We start from the raw sequence: 21,629 nt of genomic DNA, 5'->3' as shown, positions 1-21,629 counted from the left end.
ACGAGAGAGAGACATCCGACTGCTGTGACCGTGTGCGCGAAGCGATTCGCGCGCCGACGGGGGTCTCTTGCCCGCAACAACACAACGCCAAGGAAAGGAACGCATGAATCGCATCTTCTGCAAGCTGTGGGATGCCCGACGCGGGCAGGTCGTGGTGGCCTCGGAACTGGCCTCGCGCCACGGCAAGGGCAAGGGGGCGCGCATGGTGCGGGCCGCGCTCGCCGCGGTGGTGGTGTTCGCCGCGCACAGCGCGCTGGCGCAATCGGTGGGCGGTGGTGTTGCCTCCGGCAAGGCCAGCACCGCGATCTCGCCGCAGACGGCCGACTGCGCCGATGCGGTCACGCGCACGGCGCGGGCCGGCGGCGGAAACGGCATCGCGATCGGCTGCGGCGCCGATGCCTCGGGCGATGCGTCCACGGCGGTGGGCTTCCAGAGCGAGGCCAGCGGCGCGCAGTCCACCGCCAGCGGCGCGGCCGCGCTGGCCAGCGGCGATGGGGGCGTGGCGCACGGTGCGCTGAGCGAGGCGTCCGGCGTGGAATCCACGGCCAGCGGCTACTACAGCGCCGCCACCGCCGACGGCGCCACGGCGCATGGCGCGGAGAGTGTGGCCAGCGGCATCGAATCGACCGCTGGCGGTTTTTTGTCCACCGCCAGCGGCGCCGGGGCGACCGCGCACGGCGCCGAATCCGTGGCCAGCGGCGACTACGCCACCAGCCTGGGATTGGCCGCGCAGGCCACCGGCACCAGCGCTACGGCGCTGGGTGAGTTCTCCATCGCCGGCGGCGAGGAAAGCACCGCGGTCGGCGGCTCGGCGCTGGGCGGCACCTACCAGACCCAGGCGCTGGGCGAGGGCGGCGCGGCCTTCGGCAACGGCGCCTGGGCCAATGGCGATTACGGCACCGCGCTGGGCTATCTGAGCTCGGCCGATGCGCAAGGCGCCAGTGCGCTGGGCGCGGGCGCGTGGGCGCAGGCCGGCGACAGCACCGCGCTGGGCTTCGGCGCGCACGGCGCCGCGGCCAACAGCGTGGCGCTGGGCGCGCGCTCGGTGGCGCAGCGCGAGAACAGCGTGTCGGTCGGCGATGCCGGCGCCGAGCGCCAGATCGTCAACGTGGCCGCCGGCACCGAAGCCACCGATGCGGTCAACAAGGCGCAGCTGGATGAAGTCGCCGCGACCGCCAATACCACCAGCACGTATTTCCAGGCCAGCGGCAGCGCCGACAGCGATGCCGGTGCCTACGTCGAAGGCGACAACGCCGTGGCCGCGGGCGAGGCCGCCAATGCCATCGGCAACGGCGCCTCGGCGCTCGGCGGCGGCGCCACGGCGGCCGGCGTCAATGCCACCGCCAGCGGCTTCAATGCCACCGCCAGCGCCGACTCGGCGACCGCGGTGGGCGGCACGCTGACCTATGCCGATCCGGACACCGGCGAGGTGCTGCTGGACCAGACCACCAGCGCCAGCGCGGTGGGCGCCAGCGCGCTGGGCGCCGGTGCGCAGGCCAGCGGCGCGTTCAGCACCGCCACCGGCGCCGCTGCCACGGCGGCGGGCCTGCAGGCCACGGCGAGCGGCTTCAGCAGCAGCGCGGCCGGGCTGGCCGCCACGGCCAACGGCGGCTTCGCCAGCGCGGCCGGGGACTTCGGCTCGGCCTTCGGTTATGGCAGCGAGGCGGTGGGCGTCAACGCGACCGCGCTGGGTGCGGGCGCCGCCGCGCAGGGCGGCAGTTCCACCGCGGTGGGCGAGAGCAGCCAGGCGCTGGGCGAGGAGGCGACCGCGGTCGGCGGCAGCACCTTCTTCGGCCTGATCGGCACGCGCGCCAGCGGCACCGGCAGCGCCGCGTTCGGCAACGGCGCCTGGGCCACCGGCGAATACAGCACGGCGCTGGGGCATAACAGCTATGCCGATGGCACCAGCAGCGCGGCGATCGGTGTCAACGCCTTCGCCGAGGCGGAGAACAGCGTCGCGCTGGGCGCCGATTCGGTGGCCTCGCGCGCCAACACGGTGTCGGTGGGCGATGCCGGCGCCGAGCGTCAGCTCACCAACGTCGCCGCCGGGACCGAGGACACCGACGCGGTCAACAAGGCGCAGCTGGACGAGGTGGCCACGACCGCCAACACCACGCGCAAGTACTTCCAGGCCAGCGGCAGCGCCGACAGCGACGCCGGCGCCTATGTGGAGGGCGATGACGCGATCGCCGCGGGCGAGGCCGCCAACGCGCTGGGCACCGGCGCATCGGCCTACGGCGCGGGCGCCGGCGCGGCGGGCAACCAGGCCACGGCCATCGGCCACAACAGCGCGGCGGTGGGCGAGGGCAGTGTCGCGGTCGGCGGCATGGGCCAGGCCTTCGATCAGTACAACAGCCCCATCGAGGATGCGGACGGCAAGCCGGTGCTGGTCGGCGCCAACGCCACCCAGGACGCCACCGCGGTCGGCGCCGGCGCGCAGGCCACCGGCACGGTGTCCTCGGCGTTCGGCTACGGCGCGCAGGCGCTGGGCGAACACAGCACGGCCGGCGGCTACAAGGCGCGCGCGGTCGGCGGCTATGCGGTGGCTTTCGGCGACAGCGCCTGGGCCAGCCAGGATTACGCCACCGCGGTCGGCGCCTATGCCTGGGCCACGGCCGAAGGCGCCTCGGCCTTCGGTCAGGGCGCGTGGGCGACCGGGCTCAACACCTCGGCCTTCGGCACCGGTGCCTGGGCCAGCGGCAGCGGCGCGACCTCGATCGGTTTCAACAGCTGGGCCCCGGGCGCCAGCGCCACCGCGATCGGTCGCGGCGCGTTCGGCTATGGCGACTACAGCATCGGCCTGGGCTACCAGGCGCTGGGCAACACGATCAACAGCATCGCCATCGGCACCAATGCGCTGGCCGACAACGAGAGCGCCATCGCGCTCGGCGCTGGCAGCGAGGCCACCGGCAACAACGCCGTGGCGCTGGGCGCCGGCGCGGTGGCCGCGCGCGACAACAGCGTCTCGGTGGGCGATGCCGGCGCAGAGCGCCAGATCACCAACGTCGCCGCGGGCACCGAGGACACCGATGCGGTGAACAAGGCGCAGCTGGACCAGGTCGCCGCCACCGCGCAGACCACCAGCAAGTACTTCCAGGCCAGCGGCAGTGCCGACAGCGATGCCGGTGCGTATGTGGAAGGCGACAACGCTGTGGCTGCGGGCGAGGCGAGCAATGCGATCGGCAGCGGTGCCTCGGCGTTCGGCTCGGGTGCCAACGCCAGCGCGCAGAACGCCACGGCAGTGGGCTTCAACGCCGTGGCCGCGGGGCAGAACGCGGCGGCCTTCGGGAACAACGCGCAGGCCACCGGACCTGCGAGCGTGGCTGTGGGCGGCGTGGCGGTGGACGAGAACGGCGATCCGCTGATCACCGTCGAGGGCGCGCCGGTCAGCACCGGCGCGACCAGCGCCAGCGTGGGCGGCACCGCGTTGGGCGCCAGCGCAGATGCCTCCGGCTTCGCCGCCACCGCCACCGGCGTGGGCGCGTATGCGGCCGGCGCGCAGGCCACGGCGGTGGGCGCGGTGGCCAATGCGATCGGCGACTACACCACCGTGGTGGGCACCTCGAGTGCGGCGGTGGGCACCAGTTCGACCGCGGTCGGCGGCGTGGTCGATCTGGTTCCGGGGCTGGGCGCGTTCGTTTCGACCCAGGCCAGCGGTGAATCGTCCAGCGCCTTCGGCGCCGGCGCGATCGCCGCGGGCGACTACAGCCTGGCCAGCGGCGTGCTCAGCGCGGCCGACGGGCTGGAGAGCACCGCGGTGGGTTACTTCGCCTACGCGCCTTCCGCCCTGTCCACCGCGCTGGGCGCCGAGACCTGGGCCAGCGGCGAGGCGAGCACCGCGATCGGTTACTACGCCACCGCATTCGGCGACAACAGCGTGGCACTGGGCGCCAATTCCAAGGCCACGCGCAACAACACGGTCTCGGTCGGCGATGCGGGCGCCGAGCGCCAGATCACCAACGTCGCCGCCGGCACGCAGGACACCGACGCGGTGAACAAGTCGCAGCTCGATGCGGTGGCGGCCTCGGCCGAAGGCACCAGCGCGGGCTTCCAGTTCTCCGGCAAGGGCCTGGCCAGTGCCGGCGGCAGCGATGCCACCGCGGCCGGTTCGGGGGCGAACGCCGCTGGCAATCGCAGCGTGGCGCTGGGCGCGGGCAGCGCGGCCAGCGGTGCCGGTGCCATCGCGGTGGGCGCGGCGAGCAAGGCCAGTGCGGTCAACGCCACCTCGGTCGGCCTGCAGTCCAGCGCGCTGGGCGCCAACGGCGTGACCGTGGGCTACAACGCCTTCGTGCGCCAGAGCGCGAGCAACGGCGTGGCGCTGGGTGCCAATGCGGGCGCGACCGGCGCCAACTCTGTGGCGCTGGGCGCGGGCTCGCGCACCTACGAGGCCGACACCGTCTCGCTGGGCAGCGGCAACGGCCGCGGCGGCCCGGCCACGCGCCGCATCGTCAACCTCAGCCAGGGCCTGCTGGCCGAGGGCAGCACCGAGGCGGTCACCGGCGGTCAGCTCTACCAGTCGCTGCAGGCCTATGCGCGCTACCTCGGCGGCGGCGCCTCGGTCGGCCCGCTCGGTGGGCTGACCACGCCGACCTTCATCGTCCAGGGCGATGGCTACAGCAGCGTGGGCGATGCGCTGGCCGCGCTGGATTCGAAGGTGACCGAGCTCGACGCGCGCGGCGGCACCGCCAGCGCCAGCAAGGTCGCCACCTCCGCGCGCAGGACGCTCAGCGCCGCCGCCCCGGCCAGCGTCGAGCCGGCAGCGGAAGAAGCGTCCACCGAGACGCTGCGCACCGCCGCGAGCGAGCGCTCCACGCCCGTTACCTCCACCGCCACTGCCGCCGCCACGACCGCCGCAGCGGTCACGCCGGCCTCCACCACGCTCGGCGACGCGGCCCAGGCCAATGCCGACAGCGGCACCGCGATCGGCGGCGCCGCCTATGCCGCCGGCCCCGGCGACACGGCCATCGGCAGCAACGCGCGGGTCAACGCCGACGGCAGCACCGCGGTCGGCGCCAATGCCACCATCGCCGCCGAGGCGACCAACGCGGTCGCGGTGGGCGAAGGCACCTCGGTCACCGCGGCCAGCGGCACGGCCGTGGGGCAGGGCAGCAGCGTGAGTGCGCAGAACGCCGTCGCCCTGGGCCAGGGTTCGACCAACGACCGCGCCAACACCGTCTCGGTGGGCAGTGCCGGCAACCAGCGCCAGGTCACCAACGTGGCCGCCGGCACGCAAGCCAACGATGCGGCCAACGTCGGCCAGGTGCAGGCCGGCGACGCGCAGTCGGTGGCCACCGCCAAGGCCTATACCGACAACACCGCCACGCAGACGCTGAGCAGCGCCAACAGCTACACCGACGCCAGGTTCAACGCCTGGAACCAGGACCTGGACGGCTACAAGCAGGGCGTGGACCGCCGCTTCGCCGAGCAGGACCGCCGCATCGACCGCCAGGGCGCGATGAACGCGGCGATGCTCAACATGGCCACCAGCGCCGCCGGCATCCACACCGAGAACCGTGTCGGCGTCGGCGTGGGCTTCCAGGGCGGCGAGAACGCGCTGTCGGTGGGCTACCAGCGCGCGCTCAGCGAGCGGGCCACGATCACCGTCGGCGGCGCCTTCAGCGGCGACGAACGCTCGGTGGGCGTGGGCGCCGGCTTCGGCTGGTGAGGCAACACCACGGGCCGTCGCCCTCGCGGCGGCCCGTGCAGGGATGGAACGCCGCCCGGCCCAGCCCGACGCGGCGCACATGCGTCATCGAACCCGGCCCGCCAGGCGCCGGGCTGACACTTTCACTTGCGCAAAGGGACGACCAGCAATGACCAGCACACCTCGCGGCATCCTCCTTCCGGCCCTCGTGCTCGCGCTCGCCGCCAGCACGGCCAGCCACGCGGCCACGCCGACGCAGACCACGCGCCTGCCCACGGCGGGCGCGGAGAGCGAGCAGAAGATCGGCCGCTTCATCATCACCTACCGCGACGGCAGCACGGCTGCCGCGTCCAGCGCGACCGGCGCCGCCGCGCGCGCTACTACGGCGCTGTCGCGCGCCGGCCTGAGCGCGCCCGGCCGCATCGCCACCGCCAGCCATCTGCGCCGGCTCGCCACCGGTGCCGAACTGGTCAAGACCTCGCGCAAACTCGACCGCGTCGAGGCCGAGGCCTTCATGCGCCAGCTCGCCGCCGACCCGGCCGTGCTGCGCGTGCAGCCCGACCTGCTGCGCCGCCCGGTGCGCGACATCCGCGCCCCGGCCGCGGCCGCGCCGGCCACCTTCACTCCCAGCGACACCTACTACGCCAAGTACCAGTGGCATCTGAAGGCGCCCGACGGCACCGCCACCCAGGGCGGCAACGCCAACAACGGCGGCGCCAACGTCAACAACGCCTGGGACCTGGCCGACGGCAACGGCATCGTCATCGCCGTGCTCGATACCGGCATCACCCGCCACGTCGACCTGAACACCGAGCTGGCCGGCGACGGCTACGACTTCATCACCGACAAGCTGATCTCCGGCCGCGACGCCGACGGTCGCGCGCCCGGCGGCTGGGACACCGGCGACTGGACCACCGAGGAGCCGTGGCTGAGCGCGTGCACCAACGCCGACAACCCGCCCGAGGACAGCACCTGGCACGGCACCCACGTGGCCGGCACCGCCGGCGCCGAGCTGACCAACAACGCCGCCGGCATGGCCGGTGTGGCCTACAACGCGAAGATCCTGCCGGTGCGCGTGCTGGGCCACTGCGGCGGTTACGACAGCGACATCGCCGACGCGATCATCTGGGCCGCCGGCGGCAGCGTGGACGGCGTGCCGGCCAACACCCATCCGGCCCAGGTCATCAACCTCAGCCTGGGCGGCAGCGGCGTGTGCACGGCCAGCGACGTCACCGGCCAGGCCGTGGCCCAGGCCAACGCGCTGGGCGCTACCGTGGTGGTCTCGGCCGGCAACAGCAATGCCGATGCGGCGGGCTATTCGCCGGCCAGCTGCCCAGGCGTGATCACCGTGGCCTCCACCGGCATCACCAGCCGCCGCGCCTACTACTCCAACTACGGCACCAGCGTGGAGATTGCCGCGCCCGGCGGCGGCGTGTATCCCAACGACGGCACCTCCGGCACGCCGACCAACGACGGCTTCGTCTGGCAGGCGCTGAACTCGGGCACCACCACGCCGGTGGACAACGACAGCGACTACGGCGGCTACGCCGGCACCTCGCAGGCCGCCCCGCACGTCAGCGGCGTGGTGGCGCTGGTGCAGGGCGCGCGTCTGGACGCCGGCCTGCCGCTGCTCACGCCCACGGAGGTGGTCGACCTGCTGCAGCGCACCGCCCATGCGCCGGCGGTGGCCCCGGTCGCCAACCGGCCCATCGGCGCGGGCATCGTCGATGCCGCCGCCGCGGTGAAGGAAGCCATCGCCACGCCGTGCGATCCGCAGACCGAGACCTGCGGCCCGCAGGCCACGCCGCTGACCAACAAGGTCGGCGTCACCGTCTCGGGCACCGCCGGCAGCGAGACGCTGTACAGCTTCGAGGCCGTGGCCGGCAAGACGCTGTCGTTCATCACCTTGGGGGGAACCGGCAACCTGTCGCTGTACGCCAGTTTCGACAAGGCGCCGACCAGCAGCGACTTCGACGCCAAGTCCACCCGCGCCGGCAACAACGAGACCGTGCGCTTCACCGCGCCCAAGGCCGGCACGTACTACCTCAAGGTGGTGGGCACCGGCGCCTATGCGGGCGCCACGCTGTCGGCGCGGCAGTAACGCCGGGCATCGCGCCGGGGCCCGGCCCCGGCGCGGCGTCGCCTGCGCAGGCGCGGTGCGCCGCGCCCCTGCCGCCGCGTCGCGGGCCGCTGTTAGAGTTGCGCCCCTACGCTGCGCAAGGGTCGTACGTGAACGCTGTCCCCGTCACCGCTCTGGAACCCCGCCTGTCCCCCTCGGCCGACGAACGCGTGGTCGCGGCCCTGCTGTCCAAGGGCAAGCTGAAGGAGGCCGACCTGGGTCGCGCGCGGCGCCTGCAGGAGGAGACCGGCGGCCACGTGCTGGCCCTGCTGCTGCGCCTGGGCCTGGTGTCCGAGCGCGACCATGCCGAGACCAGCGCCGAGGTGCTGGGCCTGACCCTGCTGTCGGCCAAGCAGCTGCCGGACGTCCCGCCCGAACTGCCCGAGGACGTGGCGCTGTCGCTGCGCTTCCTCAAACAGTTCCACGTCTGCCCGCTGGGCGAGGCCGACGGCGCGCTGTCGCTGTGGGTCGCCGACCCGTGCGACCCCTATGCCGTGGATGCGGTGCAGATGGCCATCGGCGGGCCGGTGCGTGCGGTGGTCGGGCTGCGTTCGGAGATCGACGACACCATCGAGCGCTGGCACGGCCAGGGCCGCAGCGCGATGGGCGCCATCGTCGAGACCGCCGACGGCGAGGCCAGCGGCGAGCTGGATGATGTCGAACACCTGCGCGATCTGGCCTCCGAGGCGCCGGTGATCCGCCTGGTCAACCTGGTGATCCAGCGCGCGGTCGAACTGCGCGCCTCGGACATCCACATCGAGCCGTTCGAGAACCGCCTGAAGGTGCGCTACCGCGTCGATGGCGTGCTGGAGGAGGGCGAGAGCCCGCCGGCCAACCTCACCGCCGCGGTGATCAGCCGCATCAAGATCATGGCCCGGCTCAACATCGCCGAGCGGCGCCTGCCGCAGGACGGGCGCATCCAGCTGCGCGTGCAGGGCAAGGAGCTGGACCTGCGCGTGTCCACCGTGCCGACCGCGCACGGCGAGAGCGTGGTGATGCGCCTGCTGGACCGCGAGACGGTGGTGTTCGACTTCCAGCGGCTGGGCTTCACCGAGGACTTCCTGCCGCAGTTCCTGCGCGTGCTGCAGCAGCCGCACGGCATCCTGCTGGTGACCGGCCCGACCGGTTCGGGCAAGACCACCACGCTGTACACCGCGCTGAGCCAGCTCAACACCGAAGACGTCAAGATCATCACGGTCGAGGATCCGGTCGAGTACCAGATCGAAGGCATCAACCAGATCCAGGCCAAGCCGCAGATCGGCCTGGACTTCGCCAGCGCGCTGCGCAGCATTGTGCGCCAGGACCCGGACATCATCATGATCGGCGAAATGCGCGACCTGGAAACCGCGCGCATCGCCATCCAGTCCGCGCTCACCGGCCACCTGGTGCTGTCCACGCTGCATACCAACAACGCCGCCGGCGGCATCACCCGCATGCTCGACATGGGCGTGAAGGACTACCTGCTGACCTCCACGGTCAACGGCATCCTGGCCCAGCGCCTGGTGCGCCGGCTGGAGCCGCAGCATGCCGAAGCGTATCCGGCCACGCCCGAGGAGATCGCCCGCTTCAACCTGCGCCGCTACCAACCCGATGGCGAGATCTTGCTGTACCGCCCGCGCGCTTCGGCCATCGCCCCGACCGGCTACCTGGGCCGCACCACCATCACCGAGTTCCTGGTGATGGACGACGCCCTGCGCGCGGCGGTGATGCGCCACGCCGGCATGGGCGAACTGGAGACCCTGGCCCGCAACGCCGGCATGCGCAGCATGTACGAGGACGGCATCGCCAAGGCCCTGGCCGGCATGACCACCATCGAGGAAGTCCTGCGGGTGACCGAGGATGCGTAAGGCCGCGCGTGTGCTTACAGATCGCGGTGGCAGTGACGGAGCAACGCCGCTGCGCGCCATCTTCAGACTCGTCATTCCCGCGAACGCGGGAATCCATGGACACGCAACGCGCCAGTCCACACTAGAAATCGTCATTCCCGCGAAAGCGGGAATCCATGGACGTGCAGCGCATCAGCCCCAAGCCCTCATTCCCGCACTCGCGGGAATCCCTGGACGTTCAAGGAAGAACGATGACCCGCGACCCCTGCGTCTATCTCCTGGCCAGCGACCGCAATGGCACGCTCTACGTGGGCGTGACCAGCAACCTCGTAGGCCGGACCTGGCAACACCGCACGCACGCCGCACCGGGCTTCACCGACCGCTACGGCATTACGCGCCTGGTCTGGTACGAACAGCACGACACGATGGAGTCTGCGATCCTGCGCGAGAAACGCATCAAGAAGTGGCGGCGCGCATGGAAGGTCCAATTGGTCGATGCCTTCAATCCGTCCTGGAGGGATTTGTGGCCGGACATCGTCGGCGCGGTGCCAAAGGCGGACGTCCATGGATTCCCGCGTTCGCGGGAATGACGGCTGACGGCTGCGTATTTCCGAGCTTTGCCTGATGCCCCTGTATCGCTACAAAGCGCTCAACGCGCGCGGCGAGGTGCTGGAGGCGCAGATGGAGGCGGCCAGCGAGGCCGAGGTGGTGGCGCGGCTGCAGGAGCAGGGCCATCTGCCGATGGAGGCGCGGCTGGCGTCCGAGGGCGGCGGGCTGGGCTCGTTCAAGCTGCTGCTGCAGCCCAATGCCTTCGGCGGGCAGCGGCTGGTGCTGTTCACCCAGCAGCTGGCGACGCTGCTGAGCGCCGGGCAGCCGCTGGACCGGGCGCTGACGATCCTGCTGGAGCTGCCGGACGAGGACAAGGCGCGCCACACCGTGGCCGATATCCGCGAGGCGGTGCGCGGCGGTGCGCCGCTGTCCACCGCGCTGGAGCGCCAGCACGGCACGTTCTCGCGTCTGTACATCAACATGGTGCGCGCCGGCGAGGCCGGAGGCACGCTGCACGACACGCTGCAGCGACTGGCCGATTACCTGGAGCGCAGCCGCGCGCTCAAGGGGCGGGTGATCAACGCGCTGATCTATCCGGCCATCCTGATGGTGGTGGTCGGGCTGGCGATGCTGTTCCTGCTGGGCTATGTGGTGCCGCAGTTCTCGCAGATGTACGAGAGCCTGGACGTCACCCTGCCGTGGTTCACGCGCATCGTGCTGGCGGTGGGGCAGTTCGTCGCAGGCTGGTGGCTGGCCTTCATCGTGCTGCCGGCGCTGGCGCTGCTGTGGATCGACCGCAAGCGGCGCGACACCGCCTTCCGCGATCGCTTCGATGGCTGGATCCTGCAGCGCAAGCTGATCGGCCCGCTGATCGCGCGGCTGGAAACCGCGCGCCTGGCGCGCACGCTGGGCACGCTGCTGCGCAACGGCGTGCCGCTGCTGGGCGCGCTGGGCATCGCGCGCAACGTGCTGGGCAACCGCGCGCTGGCCGCCGACGTGGAAGGCGCCGCCGATGCGGTCAAGAACGGCCGCGCGCTGTCCACCGCGCTGGGCGCGGGCAAGCGCTTCCCGCGCCTGGCGCTGCAGATGATGCAGGTGGGCGAGGAATCCGGCGCGCTGGACGCGATGCTGCTCAAGACCGCCGATACCTTCGAGGCACAGACGGCGCAGGCGCTGGACCGCATGCTGGCCGCGCTGGTGCCGGCGGTGACCCTGGTGCTGGCCGCGGTGGTGGGCGCGGTCATCATCGCCGTGCTGGTGCCGCTGTACGATCTGGCCGGTGCGATCAACTGACCCGCACACTGCTTTCCTCGACTTCGCAATACGGAATGGAAGACCTCTCATGCGCAACGCACGCTCCCTGACGCCTCCGCCCGCCCGCAGCGCCCAGGCCGGCTTCACCCTGATGGAAATCATCGTGGTGGTGATCCTGATCGGCGGCATCGTCGCCTTCGCCGCCAGTCGCATCCTGGGCAACGCCGACCGGGCCAAGGTCAACCTGGCCAGGGCGCAGGTGCAGACCGTGGCCGAGAAGGTGCAGCAGTTCGAGATGGACACCGGCCACCTGCCGGGCTCACTGTCGGATCTGGTGAGCGCGCCGGCCGGCACCGCCGGCTGGCTGGGGCCGTACGCCAAGGAGAGCGAGCTGAAGGATCCCTGGAACCACCCCTACCAGTATTCGGTGCCGGGCCAGCAGGGCCCGTTCGACCTGGTCAGCCTGGGCAAGGATGGCCAGCCCGGCGGCGACAGCGTCAACGCCGATATCGCCTACTCGCCCTGAGCGGTCCATGCGCGGCCGCGCCCGCCCCGGCAAGGGCCGCGTCCGGCGCCGGCCGGCGGGCTTCACGCTGATCGAAGTGCTGGTGGTGATCGCGCTGATCGCCCTGATCGGCACGCTGACCGCCGTGGCCATGAGCGGCGGCCTGCAGGGCCTGCGCCTGCGCGGGGCCACGCGCGAGGTGGCCGCGCAGCTGCGCTTCACCCGCGCCCAGGCCATCGCCACTGGCCAGCCGCAGCGCTTCACCATCGATCCGGCCGCGCATCGCTATAGCGCGCCGGGCAAGCGCGAAGGCCGCCTGCCCGAACAGTTGGGCGTGCGCTTCTACGGCGCGCGCCAGGCCGCCGCGCAGCCGGGGCAGGGCGCGATCGTGTTCTATCCCGACGGCGCCTCCACCGGCGGCCAGCTCGAACTGGTCGCCGGCCAGGCCACGCGCCGGCTCAGCGTGGCCTGGCTGACCGGCGAGGTGCGCGTGGATGGACAGGTAGGAGGCGCGCCATGAGGCGCCAGCGCGGCTTCACGTTGATCGAGGTGGTGGTCGCCTTCGGGCTGCTGGCGCTGGCCTTGACCCTGCTGCTGGGCGCGCTGACCGGCGCCTCGCGGCAGATCCAGCGCGCCAACCTGGCCGGACGCGCGGCGCTGCATGCGCAGAGCCTGCTGGCCCAGGTCGGCGCGGGCGCACCGCTGCAGCCGGGCGAACAGGACGGCGCGCTGGACGATGGCCGCTATCACTGGCGCCTGGAGGTCGCGCCCTGGACCGATCCGGGCCGGCCCGCCGACGGCCTGATCGACCCGGCCGCCACGCGCCTGCTCGAAGTGCGCCTGACCGTGCGCTGGGGCGAGGGCGAGAGCGAGGCGCTGCAATGGCGCAGCCTGCGCCTGGCCGCGGCGCAAGGCACGCCGGGCACATGAGGCGCAGGCTCCGTGCCCGGGTCGCGCCGCGCCGCGCCGCCGGCTTTACTCTGCTGGAGATCCTGCTGGCCACGCTGCTGCTGGCCGCCGGCCTGGCGGTGGGCTTCGCCACGCTGCGCGCGGCCACCGGCCTGGTCCATCGCGGCGAGGCCACCGCGGCGCGCAACGAACGCATCCGCGCGGTGCAGGGCTTCCTGCGCAGCCACCTGGCATCGGCCCAGGCCATCGCCTTCGCGCGCGATCCCGAGCGCGGCCTGGCCTACCGCTTCGCCGGCACCGGCACGCGCATGCGTTTCGTCGCCGACCTGCCCGACTATCTGGGGCGCGGCGGACCTTACCTGCACGACGTGTCCGCCACCGAGGACGGCAGCCGCCTGCAGGTCGACCTGAAGATGGTCCAGGCCGGCCAGACCATCGACGAGCCGGGCACGCCGCGCCCGCCGGAGCTGCTGGCCGACCGGCTCAAGTCGGTGCGCTTCCGCTATCGCGGCCTGCTGCCGGACAACGGCGGGCTGGGCCCGTGGCAGGACGGCTGGACCCAGGTCGAGGCGCTGCCGGTGCAGGTGTCCATCGAGATCGTGCCGGCCGATGGACCGCGCTGGCCGGACATGGTCGTCACCCTGGCCCAGGGCAGCGGCAGCACCCACGAGGTCACGCCGTGAGCCGCGTCCGTCCGCTGCGTTCGCCCGCCGCCCAGCGCGGCGTGGCCCTGCTGCTGGTGGTGTGGCTGACCGCGCTGCTGACCGCGCTGATCGGCGCCTTCGCCCTCGCCGCGAGGGTGGAGGCGCTGCAGGGACGCGTCACGGCGGAAGGCAGCGTGGCCCGCGAAGTCGCCCGCGCCGGCCTGGAGTACGCCATGCAGCGCGTGGACGACCAGGACCCGCGCAGCCGCTGGATTCCGGATGGGCGGCTCTACCGCTGGCGCTACGCCGGCAGCCAGGTGCTGGTGCGCATCACCGACGAGAGCGGCAAGGTCGATCTCAACCAGGTCGACGCCCAGACCCTGGCCAGCGTGCTCGTCGCCACCGGCGTCGAGCAGGCCCGCGCCCGGCAGTTGGCAGGCGCGGTGGTGGACTGGCGCGACGCCGATTCGCTGCGCCAGCCGGTCGGCGGCGCCGAGGACGGCGACTACGCCGAGGCCGGCCTGCCCTACGGCGCCAAGGACGCGCCGTTCGAGACCGTGGCCGAGGTCGAGCAGGTGCTGGGCTGGACGCCCGAGGTCTATGCGCGGATCAAGCCCTACCTGACCCTCTACGGCCGCGCCCAGCCCGACCCGACCTATGCCCAGGGCCCGGTGCTGACCGCACTGGGGCTGGACCCGGGCCTGATCCAGCAGCAGCGCGAGGCGGCCCAGCAGGTGGGCGCGCCGCAGGTCGGGCGCGGCACCGGCACGTATAGTATCGAGAGTCGTGCACAGCTCCCCGATGGCCGCCAGGCGGTCCTGCGGGCGGTGCTGCGCACGGGCGGTGGCCCCACGCCAGGGGCCGTGTACACCACGCTGCGCTGGGAGGAAGGTTGGGAACCCCGATGACGACACCACGCGCAGCCGCCCCGGTGCTGCCGGCCCTGGGTCGCTCCGTCGGCGCCGCCAGCGGCTTCCTCACCTGGTGGCGCGATGCGCTGGCCAGCTGGCTGCCGCCGCGCTGGCGTCGCCTGTTCGGCCTGGCCGCCGAGCGCCTGCTGCTGGTCCCGCGCGATGGTCAGGCGCAGCTGCTGCGCGCCGGGCTGGACGGGTCGGAGGCGCTGGCCGAGCTGCCCCTGCCGCTGTCCTCGGCCGAACTGGATGCCGTGCTCCATCCGCGCGTGGCCGGGCTGCCGCGCTGGGGCCTGCTGCCGGCCGTGCGCGTGCTGCGCCGGCCGCTGCTGCTGCCGGCCGCGGCGGCCGAGCGGCTGCGCGAGGTGGTGGGTTTCGAGATCGACCGGCAGACCCCGTTCACCGCCGAATCGGTGTACTACGACGCGCGCATCGTCGCCCGCCGCGGCGACGGCCAGATCGAGGCCGAGTTGGTGGTCGTGCGCCGCCAGGCCGTGGACCGCGCGCTGGAGGAACTGGGCTCGGTCGCCACCGGCCTGGCCGGCCTGGACGTGGCCGACGAGGCCGGCCAGCCGCTGGGCGTGAACCTGCTGCCGCCGGCGCTGCGCGTGCGCCGGGCCAGCCCGGCGCGGCGCTGGAACCTGATCGCCGCGCTGGCCGCGGTGGTGTTCGTCGTCCTGGCCGGCTGGCAAGTGCTGGCCAACCGCCAGGCCGCCGCCGACGACTTCACCGCCCAGGTCGAACGCAGCGCCGCGCAGGCGCGCGGCGTGGCCGCCCAGCGCCAACAGCTGGTGGACCTGGTCGAAGGCGCCGGCTTCCTGCAGCGCCAGCGCGCCGCGCGCCCGACCACCATCGAGATCCTCGACGAGCTCACCCGCCGCCTGCCCAACAACACCTACCTGGAGAAGGTCTCCATCGAGGGCGACCGGTTGCTGCTGATCGGCCTGAGCTCGGAGGCCCCGGGCCTGGTCAAGCAGCTGGAAGGCTCGGCGCTGTGGACCTCGCCGGCGCTGACCGGCGCCCTGCAGCAGGACCGCCGCACGCGGCTGGACCGCTTCAGCATGACCGCCCAGCTGGCCGGCGCCACGCCGCCCGCGTCCGCCGCCAGGAGGCCCAATGCGCGCCAGGAGTGAACGCCAGGACCGCTGGCTGGCCCTGGGGCTGCTGCTGGCCGCGCTGGCGCTGGCCTATCTGGTGCTGGTGCATCCGTGGTGGACCGTGCCGATGCGCGCGCTCGATGCGCGCATCGACGCGGCGCGCGAGCGCGAGCTGCGCGTGCGCACCCAGCTGGCCCAGCGCCCGCTGGTCGCCCGCCAGCTCGCCGCCGCGCAGGCCGCGCTGGGCAACCGGCCCGGCTTCCTGGCCGAACCCACCGCCGAGCTGGCCACCGCCGCGCTGACCCAGCGCCTGGAGACGGTCGTGGCCCAGGCCAGCCCGGGCAACCGCAGCTGCGCGATCACCAACCGTTCGCCGGTTCCGCAGCAGGGCACCGAGCGCTTCACCCGGGTCACCGTGCAGGTCACCCTGCGCTGCGGCGTGGACCAGACCGCCGCGGTGCTGCACGCGCTGGAATCGGGCAGCCCGCGCCTGTTCGTGGACAACCTCAACATCCTGGCGCAGACCTTCAACCTGCGCGCGCCCGGCACGGAGGATCAGAACGCCGGGCTCAACGTCAGCTTCGACCTGTATGGCTACCTCAAGCCGGCCGCGCAAGCCGCGGCGCCTGTGGCGGGAGGTACCCGTGCGCAGTGACACCCTGGGTGCGCGCACCTGGCTGCTGCTGGTGATCGCCGGCTGGGCGCTGCTGGCCTGGGTGCTGGCGCTGGCCGGCATGGGCCGGGCGATCGCGCCGCTGGCCGACGATCCGGCGCTGGTGCAGCGCCTGCCCGTGCTGCCGCCGCAGGCGCCCGAGCGCCTGGGGCCGGCCGACCAGTACGCGGCCATCGGCCAGCGCCCGGTGTTCGCGCCGGACCGGCAGCCGCATCCCTTCTTCCTCGAGGGGCAGGGCGAGGCACCCGCCAAGACCAGCTTCGACTATGTGCTGACCAGCGTGCTGATCACCCCGACGGTGCGGCTGGCGATCCTGCAGAAGCCCGGCGACGGCGGCCCGGCCTCGGCGGTGCGGGTCCGGGTGGGCGAGGCGCCGGCCGAGGCGCCAGCCTGGCACCTGACCGAGCTGGCGCCGCGGCAGGCGGTGTTCGACGGCCCCGAAGGCCAGCGCACGCTGGCCCTGCGCGTGTTCGACGGCCAGGGCGGGCAGCCGCCGACGGCGCTGTCCTCCGGCGGCCGGCCGCCGCCGGCCGGCATGCAGGCCGGGCAGGCGCCGCGCAGCTCGCCGGTGCCGCCGCCGCCGACCGCGCCCGCACAGGCGCAGAACCAGGCCCGCAACGCCGCCCAGGCCGGCGCCAGCGCCAATGCCGCGGCCGGCAGCCCGGCCCAGCAGGCGCCAGCTGAAACGCCGGTCACCCCCGAACAGCAGATGCAGGCCATCCGCGAACGCATCGAAGCCCGCCGCCGCCAGCTGCGCGAGCAGGGCGCCGGCGCGCCGACCGGCAACTAGCGCCTTGCCCCTGTCCATCGCATCGAACGATCCATAGAGTGCAGACATGACGTCACGCTTCGTCCTCCCGCTCAGTCTCCTGCTCGGCCTGCTGGCCGGCTGCGCCACCGCGCCGGTGCCGAACGTGCAGCGCCAGGGCAACCTGGCCAACCCGGGCGCGACCGCCGGCGCGGCGCAGACCTCGCCCATGACCTCGCCTGAGGAGCCGCAGACCGGACCGCAGGCGCAGATCCGGCGCGGCACCGGCCAGGTGATCAACCGCAGCGCCGCCGCCGCGCCGCCGCCGGCGCTACGCGGGGCCACCGGCGGCGGGGCGATGTTCAACTTCGAGGGCGAGTCGCTGCAGGCGGTGGTCAAGGCGATCCTGGGCGACATGCTGGGCCAGAACTACGTCATCGCGCCCGGCGTGCAGGGCACGGTGACCCTGGCCACGCCGCGCGCGGTGTCGCCGGCGCAGGCGCTGTCGCTGCTGGAGCAGGTGCTGGGCTGGAACAACGCGCGCATGGTCTACAGCGACGGCCGCTACAACATCGTCCCGGCCGACCAGGCGCTGGCCGGCACCGTGGCGCCGCGCTCGGGCGATGCGGGCAACGCGCGCGGCTACGAGGTGCGCGTGGTGCCGCTGCGCTTCATCGCAGCCAACGAGATGAAGAAGATCCTGGAGCCGTATGCGCGGCCCAACGCGGTCATCGCCACCGACCCGACCCGCAACCTGATCACCCTGAGCGGCTCGCGCAGCGAGCTGGAGAACTACCTGCGCACGGTGCAGATCTTCGACGTGGACTGGCTCTCGGGCATGTCGGTGGGCGTGTTCCCGCTGGAGACCGGCCAGGCGAGCAAGGTCGTGGCCGATCTGGAGAAGGTGTTCGGCGAGAACAGCAAGACCCCCAGCGCCGGCATGTTCCGCTTCATGCCGCTGGAGGGCGCCAATGCGGTGATGGTGATCACCCCGCAGGCGGCGTATCTGGACCAGATCCGCGACTGGCTCGAACGCATCGACAACGCCGGCGACACCCCGCGCCTGTTCTCCTACGAGCTCAAGTACATCAAGGCGCGCGACCTGGCCCAGCGCCTGTCCGAAGTCTTCGGCGGTGGCAGCGGGCGCGGCGGCGGTTCCACCAGCTCGCTGGCGCCGGGCGCGATCGGCACCTCGCTGACCTCCAGTGGCATGGACGGCAGCGGCAGCACGCTGCAGTTCGGCGGCAACCAGGACGGAAGCCGCAGCGACGATGGATCGAGCGGCCTGGGCAGCAGCTCGGGGCTGGGCGGTAGCAGCGGACGCAGCGGCTCGGGTTCGGGCGATGTGTCGCTCAATGCGCGCCAGGAAGGCAACGGCAATGTCACCCTGGAAGTGGAGGGCAGCAAGGTCGGCGTGGCCGCGGTGGAAGAGACCAACTCGCTGCTGGTGCGCGCCAACGGCAACGCCTGGCGTTCGATCAAGGACGTGATCGAGAAGCTGGACGTGATGCCGATGCAGGTGCATATCGAGGCGCAGGTGGCCGAGGTGGCGCTGACCGGCAAGCTCGCCTACGGCGTCAACTGGTACTTCGAGCAGCAGGGCCAGCAGCCCGATCCCAGCGGTCTGGTGGGCGAGGGCGTCTGGGGCCGCAGCATCACCAGCGGCACCGGCCTGACCTGGACCTTTCTCGGCAACAACGCCGCCGCGGTGCTGAGCGCGCTGGATCAGGTCACCGACCTGCGCCTGCTGCAGACCCCTTCGGTGTTCGTGCGCAACAACGCCCAGGCCGAGCTGAAGGTGGGCGAGCAGATCCCGGTCAATTCCTATTCGGTCAACACCGGCCTGAACTCGCAGACCTACAGCCAGGTGCAGTACCTGGACACCGGCGTGATCCTCAAGGTCCGCCCGCGCGTGACCAAGGACGGCACGGTGTTCATGGAGATCGCGCAGGAAGTCAGCTCGCCCGGCGCCTCGCCCTCCAACTGCGACGCCAGCGTCAGCGCCTGCAACGTGCCGATCAACACCCGCTTCGTGAAGACCGAGGCGGCCGTGCAGAGCGGTCAGACCATCATGCTGGCCGGCCTGATCACCGATTCGGTGACCAACGGTTCGTCCGGCGTGCCTTATCTGAGCCGGCTGCCGGTGGTGGGAGCGCTGTTCGGGCAGAAGAAGCAGGACACCAACCGCAGCGAAGTCATCGTCCTGATCACCCCGACCATCGTGCGCAACCCGGCCGAAGCGCGGAACCTCACCGACGAATACAGCCAGAAGTTCCGCGCCATGGAACCGCTGCACCCGCCGAAGGGCAAGTGAGCCCGCACGACGCCGCACCCCTGCCGATCGTGCTGCTGCCGGTCGGCGTGGACGACCAGGCGCTGGATGCCTGCCTGGGCGCGCTGGAGGACGGCACGCCGGCGGGCACGCAGGTCTGGTTGGCCGACAACGCCCAGGTCGGTCCGCGCGGGCTGGCGCTGATCGAGCGCTGGCTGGCGCGCACGCGCCTGAAGGCCGACTACACCCGCCGCCCGTATCCGCTCGGCGAGGTCGCGCACCTGGACGAGATGCTGCGCGCCTGCGCCGGGCTGGACGTGGTGGTGCTCTCGCCCGACGCCCAGCCGCTGCCGGGCTGGCTGAACCAGCTCGCCGCCTGCCTGGCCGGCGACGCCTCCATCGCCACCGCCACGCCGTGGTGCAACGCCGGCGAGGCCGCCGCCTGGCCGCGCGTGGGCGAGATCGCCCCGCCGCCGGTCGACCCGCAGCGCACCGCGCGCGCCTGCGCCGCCCTGCCGGCGACCTATCCGGAGCTGCCGGCCGCGGTTAGCCATGCGGTGGCCCTGCGCGGCCGTGCCCGCGCGCGCGCCGGCGGGCTGGACCTGGACAGCTATCGCAGCTGGTATGCCGCCCTGATCGACCTGTCGCTGCGCCTGTCCGGGCTGGGCTGGCGCAACGTGCTGTGCGAGACGGCCTTCGTCGCGCGCGGCGGCGAGGGCGGCCCGGACGAGGGCGACATGGACGCGCTGGCCGGGCGCTGGCCCGACTGGAATCCGCGCGTGGCCCGCTTCCTGATGGACGATCCGCTGCGCGCCCTGCGCGAGCGCCTGGAGGCCTGCTACGCGCAGGCGGGATCCACGGAACAACGTGAACTCTTCGGCTGACGCCGGCGGCATCGCCGCCATCGTGGTGACCCACCGCAGCGCCTCGACCATCGAGGCCTGCCTGACGCGCCTGCGCGCGGCGCGCGATGTCGTGCAGATCCGCGTGGCCGACAACGCCTCCGACGACGGCACGCTGGAGATTGTCCAGCGCCACGCCGCGCGCGATCCGCGCGTGCACTTCATCGGCAACCCCGACAACCCCGGCTTCTCGGTCGGCTGCAATCAGGGCGCGCGCGATTCGGACGCGCCCTGGCTGGCCTTCGTCAATCCCGATCTGATGGTCGAGGCCGACACGCTGGTGCGCCTGCGCGCCCATGCGCAGGCGCTGGGCAATGCGCTGCTCGGCGCCGACCTGGTCGGCGAGGACGGCGTGCGCGACGCCGCCGCGCGGCGGCGCGACCCGGACTTCGCGCAGATGCTGCGCAGTCCCGCGCGCGGCGCGCAGCTGGGCGTGCCGATGGACGCCGCGCAGGCGGTGCAGCCGGTGCAGGCCATCTCCGGCGCGCTGATGCTGATGCCGCGCACGCTGTTCGATGCGCTGCGCGGCCTGGACGAAGGCTATCGCCTGCATGCCGAGGACCTGGACCTGTGCCGGCGCGCGCGCGAGGCCGGCGCCACGGTCGCCGTGGCCAACGATGTGCAGGTGCTGCACGTGCGCGGCGTGTCCAGCCGCTCGCGGCCGCTGTTCGTCGAGTGGCACAAGCATCGCGGGCTGTGGCGCTATTTTCGCCGCTTCGAGGCGCCGCGGCGCTCGTGGCCGGTGCGGGTGGCGGTGTGGGCCATGATCGCCGGGCACGCGCTGCTCCGCCTGGCGCTGGCGGCGCGCCCGCGCTCCTAGCGCGCGCCGCCTGATGGGCCCCGCCGGCGCGTGCGTGCCGGCTTCGCGAGCCCGCCTGCGCGGGTCATCGAAATGGCGGGATGCGCCCTGCAAACGGCGAGAGCTCGGCCGCGCGCCTGACTAATGTCGGCGCTTGGCTCCCCACGGCCAGGCTGGCGTCGACTCGGCGCGCCTGGCGCCGGCGGAGCTCGCCGACCATCTCACTGGGGACATGATGAAGACCAAACTGCTCTGCGCCGTCGTGGCGGCGTGTGGATGCGGGCTGCCGGCGACGGCGCTCAAGGCGCAAACCTCCGATCGGGACTGGTATGCCGGCGCCAAGCTGGCCTACGTGGACAACGACCGCCTCCGCGTCGATCGCGCCGGCGTTGCCGCGGAGGCGCTGGTCGGCACCACCGCAGGTGCGCACTGGAACCTGGAGGCCAGCGCGCAGCTGGCCGACCTGGGGGACAAGGACAACATGGCGGTGGTGGCCGGGGACGCGCTGTATTTCTTCAACCGCGACGCCAGGATCGCGCCCTACGCGACGGCCGGGCTGGGCTATGCCTACGAGGGTGGACTGCCGCGTGCGTCGAGTCGAGCGGGGTTGATGATGCGCGCGGGGCTGGGCGTCGAGACGGCGCTCGGCCAGCGGTTCCGGTTGCGCCTCGAAGCGCGCTACCAGCGCCATGAAAGCTCCGGCTCGCGTGCGAGTCTGACCGACCCGATGCTGTCGGTCGGCGTGGTGATGCCGTTTCGTTGATCCCGGCGTGCGTG

At 72.8% G+C, this 21,629-nt stretch carries 17 protein-coding genes; all 17 read left to right on the top strand.

Translation table 11 applies throughout. From position 1 onward, the window contains the following. The first annotated feature begins 103 nt into the window (after window positions 1-103). The 17 genes from WFQ05_RS14035 (at window position 104) to WFQ05_RS13955 (ending at window position 21,615) form a co-directional block, all read left to right on the top strand. Window positions 104-5,665: an ESPR-type extended signal peptide-containing protein gene (locus tag WFQ05_RS14035; RefSeq protein ID WP_337054268.1), complete on the top strand. Its 5,562-nt coding sequence runs from the start codon at window positions 104-106 to the stop codon at window positions 5,663-5,665. A 148-nt stretch (window positions 5,666-5,813) separates the two neighbouring features. Further along, window positions 5,814-7,745 (top strand): S8 family peptidase, encoded by a 1,932-nt coding sequence (locus WFQ05_RS14030; RefSeq protein ID WP_337054267.1) that lies wholly within the window; start codon window positions 5,814-5,816, stop codon window positions 7,743-7,745. Between the two features lie 128 nt (window positions 7,746-7,873). Next, entirely contained in the window at window positions 7,874-9,610 is a 1,737-nt protein-coding gene (gene gspE / locus WFQ05_RS14025; RefSeq protein WP_337054266.1) for a type II secretion system ATPase GspE, read from the top strand. A gap of 230 nt (window positions 9,611-9,840) precedes the next feature. Beyond that, entirely contained in the window at window positions 9,841-10,179 is a 339-nt protein-coding gene (locus WFQ05_RS14020; RefSeq protein ID WP_130533928.1) for a GIY-YIG nuclease family protein, read from the top strand. Between the two features lie 34 nt (window positions 10,180-10,213). Continuing rightward, window positions 10,214-11,431, top strand: a complete 1,218-nt coding sequence (locus WFQ05_RS14015; protein ID WP_130523134.1) for a type II secretion system F family protein — start codon at window positions 10,214-10,216, stop codon at window positions 11,429-11,431. Window positions 11,432-11,480: 49 nt separating this feature from the next. Continuing rightward, complete coding sequence (gene gspG / locus WFQ05_RS14010; protein ID WP_130515354.1) at window positions 11,481-11,918, top strand: type II secretion system major pseudopilin GspG; 438 nt, start codon at window positions 11,481-11,483, stop codon at window positions 11,916-11,918. A 7-nt stretch (window positions 11,919-11,925) separates the two neighbouring features. Continuing rightward, entirely contained in the window at window positions 11,926-12,417 is a 492-nt protein-coding gene (locus WFQ05_RS14005; RefSeq protein WP_165424293.1) for a GspH/FimT family pseudopilin, read from the top strand. Beyond that, complete coding sequence (locus tag WFQ05_RS14000) at window positions 12,414-12,827, top strand: prepilin-type N-terminal cleavage/methylation domain-containing protein (protein WP_130523137.1); 414 nt, start codon at window positions 12,414-12,416, stop codon at window positions 12,825-12,827. The genes WFQ05_RS14005 and WFQ05_RS14000 overlap by 4 nt, the downstream gene beginning before the upstream one ends. Then, complete coding sequence (locus tag WFQ05_RS13995) at window positions 12,824-13,489, top strand: type II secretion system protein J (protein ID WP_337054265.1); 666 nt, start codon at window positions 12,824-12,826, stop codon at window positions 13,487-13,489. The genes WFQ05_RS14000 and WFQ05_RS13995 overlap by 4 nt, the downstream gene beginning before the upstream one ends. Beyond that, window positions 13,486-14,358 carry a type II secretion system minor pseudopilin GspK gene (locus WFQ05_RS13990; RefSeq protein WP_337054264.1) on the top strand — a complete coding sequence of 291 codons (873 nt, stop codon included), beginning with the start codon at window positions 13,486-13,488 and terminating at the stop codon, window positions 14,356-14,358. Before WFQ05_RS13995 ends, WFQ05_RS13990 begins: the two co-directional genes overlap by 4 nt. Then, window positions 14,355-15,494, top strand: coding sequence for a PilN domain-containing protein (locus WFQ05_RS13985; protein ID WP_130533932.1), 1,140 nt, complete (start codon window positions 14,355-14,357; stop codon window positions 15,492-15,494). The genes WFQ05_RS13990 and WFQ05_RS13985 overlap by 4 nt, the downstream gene beginning before the upstream one ends. Next, a complete protein-coding gene (gene gspM / locus WFQ05_RS13980; RefSeq protein ID WP_131658475.1) occupies window positions 15,478-16,113 on the top strand; it encodes a type II secretion system protein GspM in 636 nt (211 codons plus the stop codon). The genes WFQ05_RS13985 and gspM overlap by 17 nt, the downstream gene beginning before the upstream one ends. Beyond that, window positions 16,103-16,921, top strand: a complete 819-nt coding sequence (locus WFQ05_RS13975; protein WP_131658474.1) for a general secretion pathway protein GspN — start codon at window positions 16,103-16,105, stop codon at window positions 16,919-16,921. The genes gspM and WFQ05_RS13975 overlap by 11 nt, the downstream gene beginning before the upstream one ends. A 46-nt stretch (window positions 16,922-16,967) precedes the next feature. After that, window positions 16,968-19,193, top strand: a complete 2,226-nt coding sequence (gene gspD, locus WFQ05_RS13970; RefSeq protein WP_131658473.1) for a type II secretion system secretin GspD — start codon at window positions 16,968-16,970, stop codon at window positions 19,191-19,193. Beyond that, window positions 19,190-20,035 carry a glycosyltransferase gene (locus WFQ05_RS13965; RefSeq protein ID WP_130523144.1) on the top strand — a complete coding sequence of 282 codons (846 nt, stop codon included), beginning with the start codon at window positions 19,190-19,192 and terminating at the stop codon, window positions 20,033-20,035. Before gspD ends, WFQ05_RS13965 begins: the two co-directional genes overlap by 4 nt. Beyond that, on the top strand, window positions 20,019-20,873 hold the full coding sequence (locus WFQ05_RS13960; RefSeq protein ID WP_337054263.1) for a glycosyltransferase family 2 protein: 855 nt from the start codon (window positions 20,019-20,021) through the stop codon (window positions 20,871-20,873). Before WFQ05_RS13965 ends, WFQ05_RS13960 begins: the two co-directional genes overlap by 17 nt. A 214-nt stretch (window positions 20,874-21,087) precedes the next feature. Continuing rightward, window positions 21,088-21,615 (top strand): outer membrane beta-barrel protein, encoded by a 528-nt coding sequence (locus WFQ05_RS13955; protein ID WP_337054262.1) that lies wholly within the window; start codon window positions 21,088-21,090, stop codon window positions 21,613-21,615. Window positions 21,616-21,629 lie beyond the last annotated feature (14 nt).

Source organism: Pseudoxanthomonas sp. USHLN014, from assembly GCF_037153335.1.
GTDB lineage: Bacteria > Pseudomonadota > Gammaproteobacteria > Xanthomonadales > Xanthomonadaceae > Pseudoxanthomonas_A > Pseudoxanthomonas_A winnipegensis.
The sequence above is the reverse complement of the archived record's forward strand: the minus strand, read 5'-3'. Positions and strand labels throughout refer to the sequence as shown.

Coding starts and splice junctions, on each gene's coding strand:
- WFQ05_RS14035 (WP_337054268.1), top strand. CDS start 104: ATGAATCGCATCTTCTGCAAGCTGTGGGATGCCCGACGCGGGCAGGTC.
- gspD (WP_131658473.1), top strand. CDS start 16,968: ATGACGTCACGCTTCGTCCTCCCGCTCAGTCTCCTGCTCGGCCTGCTG.
- gspG (WP_130515354.1), top strand. CDS start 11,481: ATGCGCAACGCACGCTCCCTGACGCCTCCGCCCGCCCGCAGCGCCCAG.
- WFQ05_RS13955 (WP_337054262.1), top strand. CDS start 21,088: ATGAAGACCAAACTGCTCTGCGCCGTCGTGGCGGCGTGTGGATGCGGG.
- WFQ05_RS13995 (WP_337054265.1), top strand. CDS start 12,824: ATGAGGCGCAGGCTCCGTGCCCGGGTCGCGCCGCGCCGCGCCGCCGGC.
- WFQ05_RS13985 (WP_130533932.1), top strand. CDS start 14,355: ATGACGACACCACGCGCAGCCGCCCCGGTGCTGCCGGCCCTGGGTCGC.
- WFQ05_RS14005 (WP_165424293.1), top strand. CDS start 11,926: ATGCGCGGCCGCGCCCGCCCCGGCAAGGGCCGCGTCCGGCGCCGGCCG.
- WFQ05_RS14020 (WP_130533928.1), top strand. CDS start 9,841: ATGACCCGCGACCCCTGCGTCTATCTCCTGGCCAGCGACCGCAATGGC.
- WFQ05_RS14030 (WP_337054267.1), top strand. CDS start 5,814: ATGACCAGCACACCTCGCGGCATCCTCCTTCCGGCCCTCGTGCTCGCG.
- gspM (WP_131658475.1), top strand. CDS start 15,478: ATGCGCGCCAGGAGTGAACGCCAGGACCGCTGGCTGGCCCTGGGGCTG.
- WFQ05_RS14000 (WP_130523137.1), top strand. CDS start 12,414: ATGAGGCGCCAGCGCGGCTTCACGTTGATCGAGGTGGTGGTCGCCTTC.
- WFQ05_RS14015 (WP_130523134.1), top strand. CDS start 10,214: ATGCCCCTGTATCGCTACAAAGCGCTCAACGCGCGCGGCGAGGTGCTG.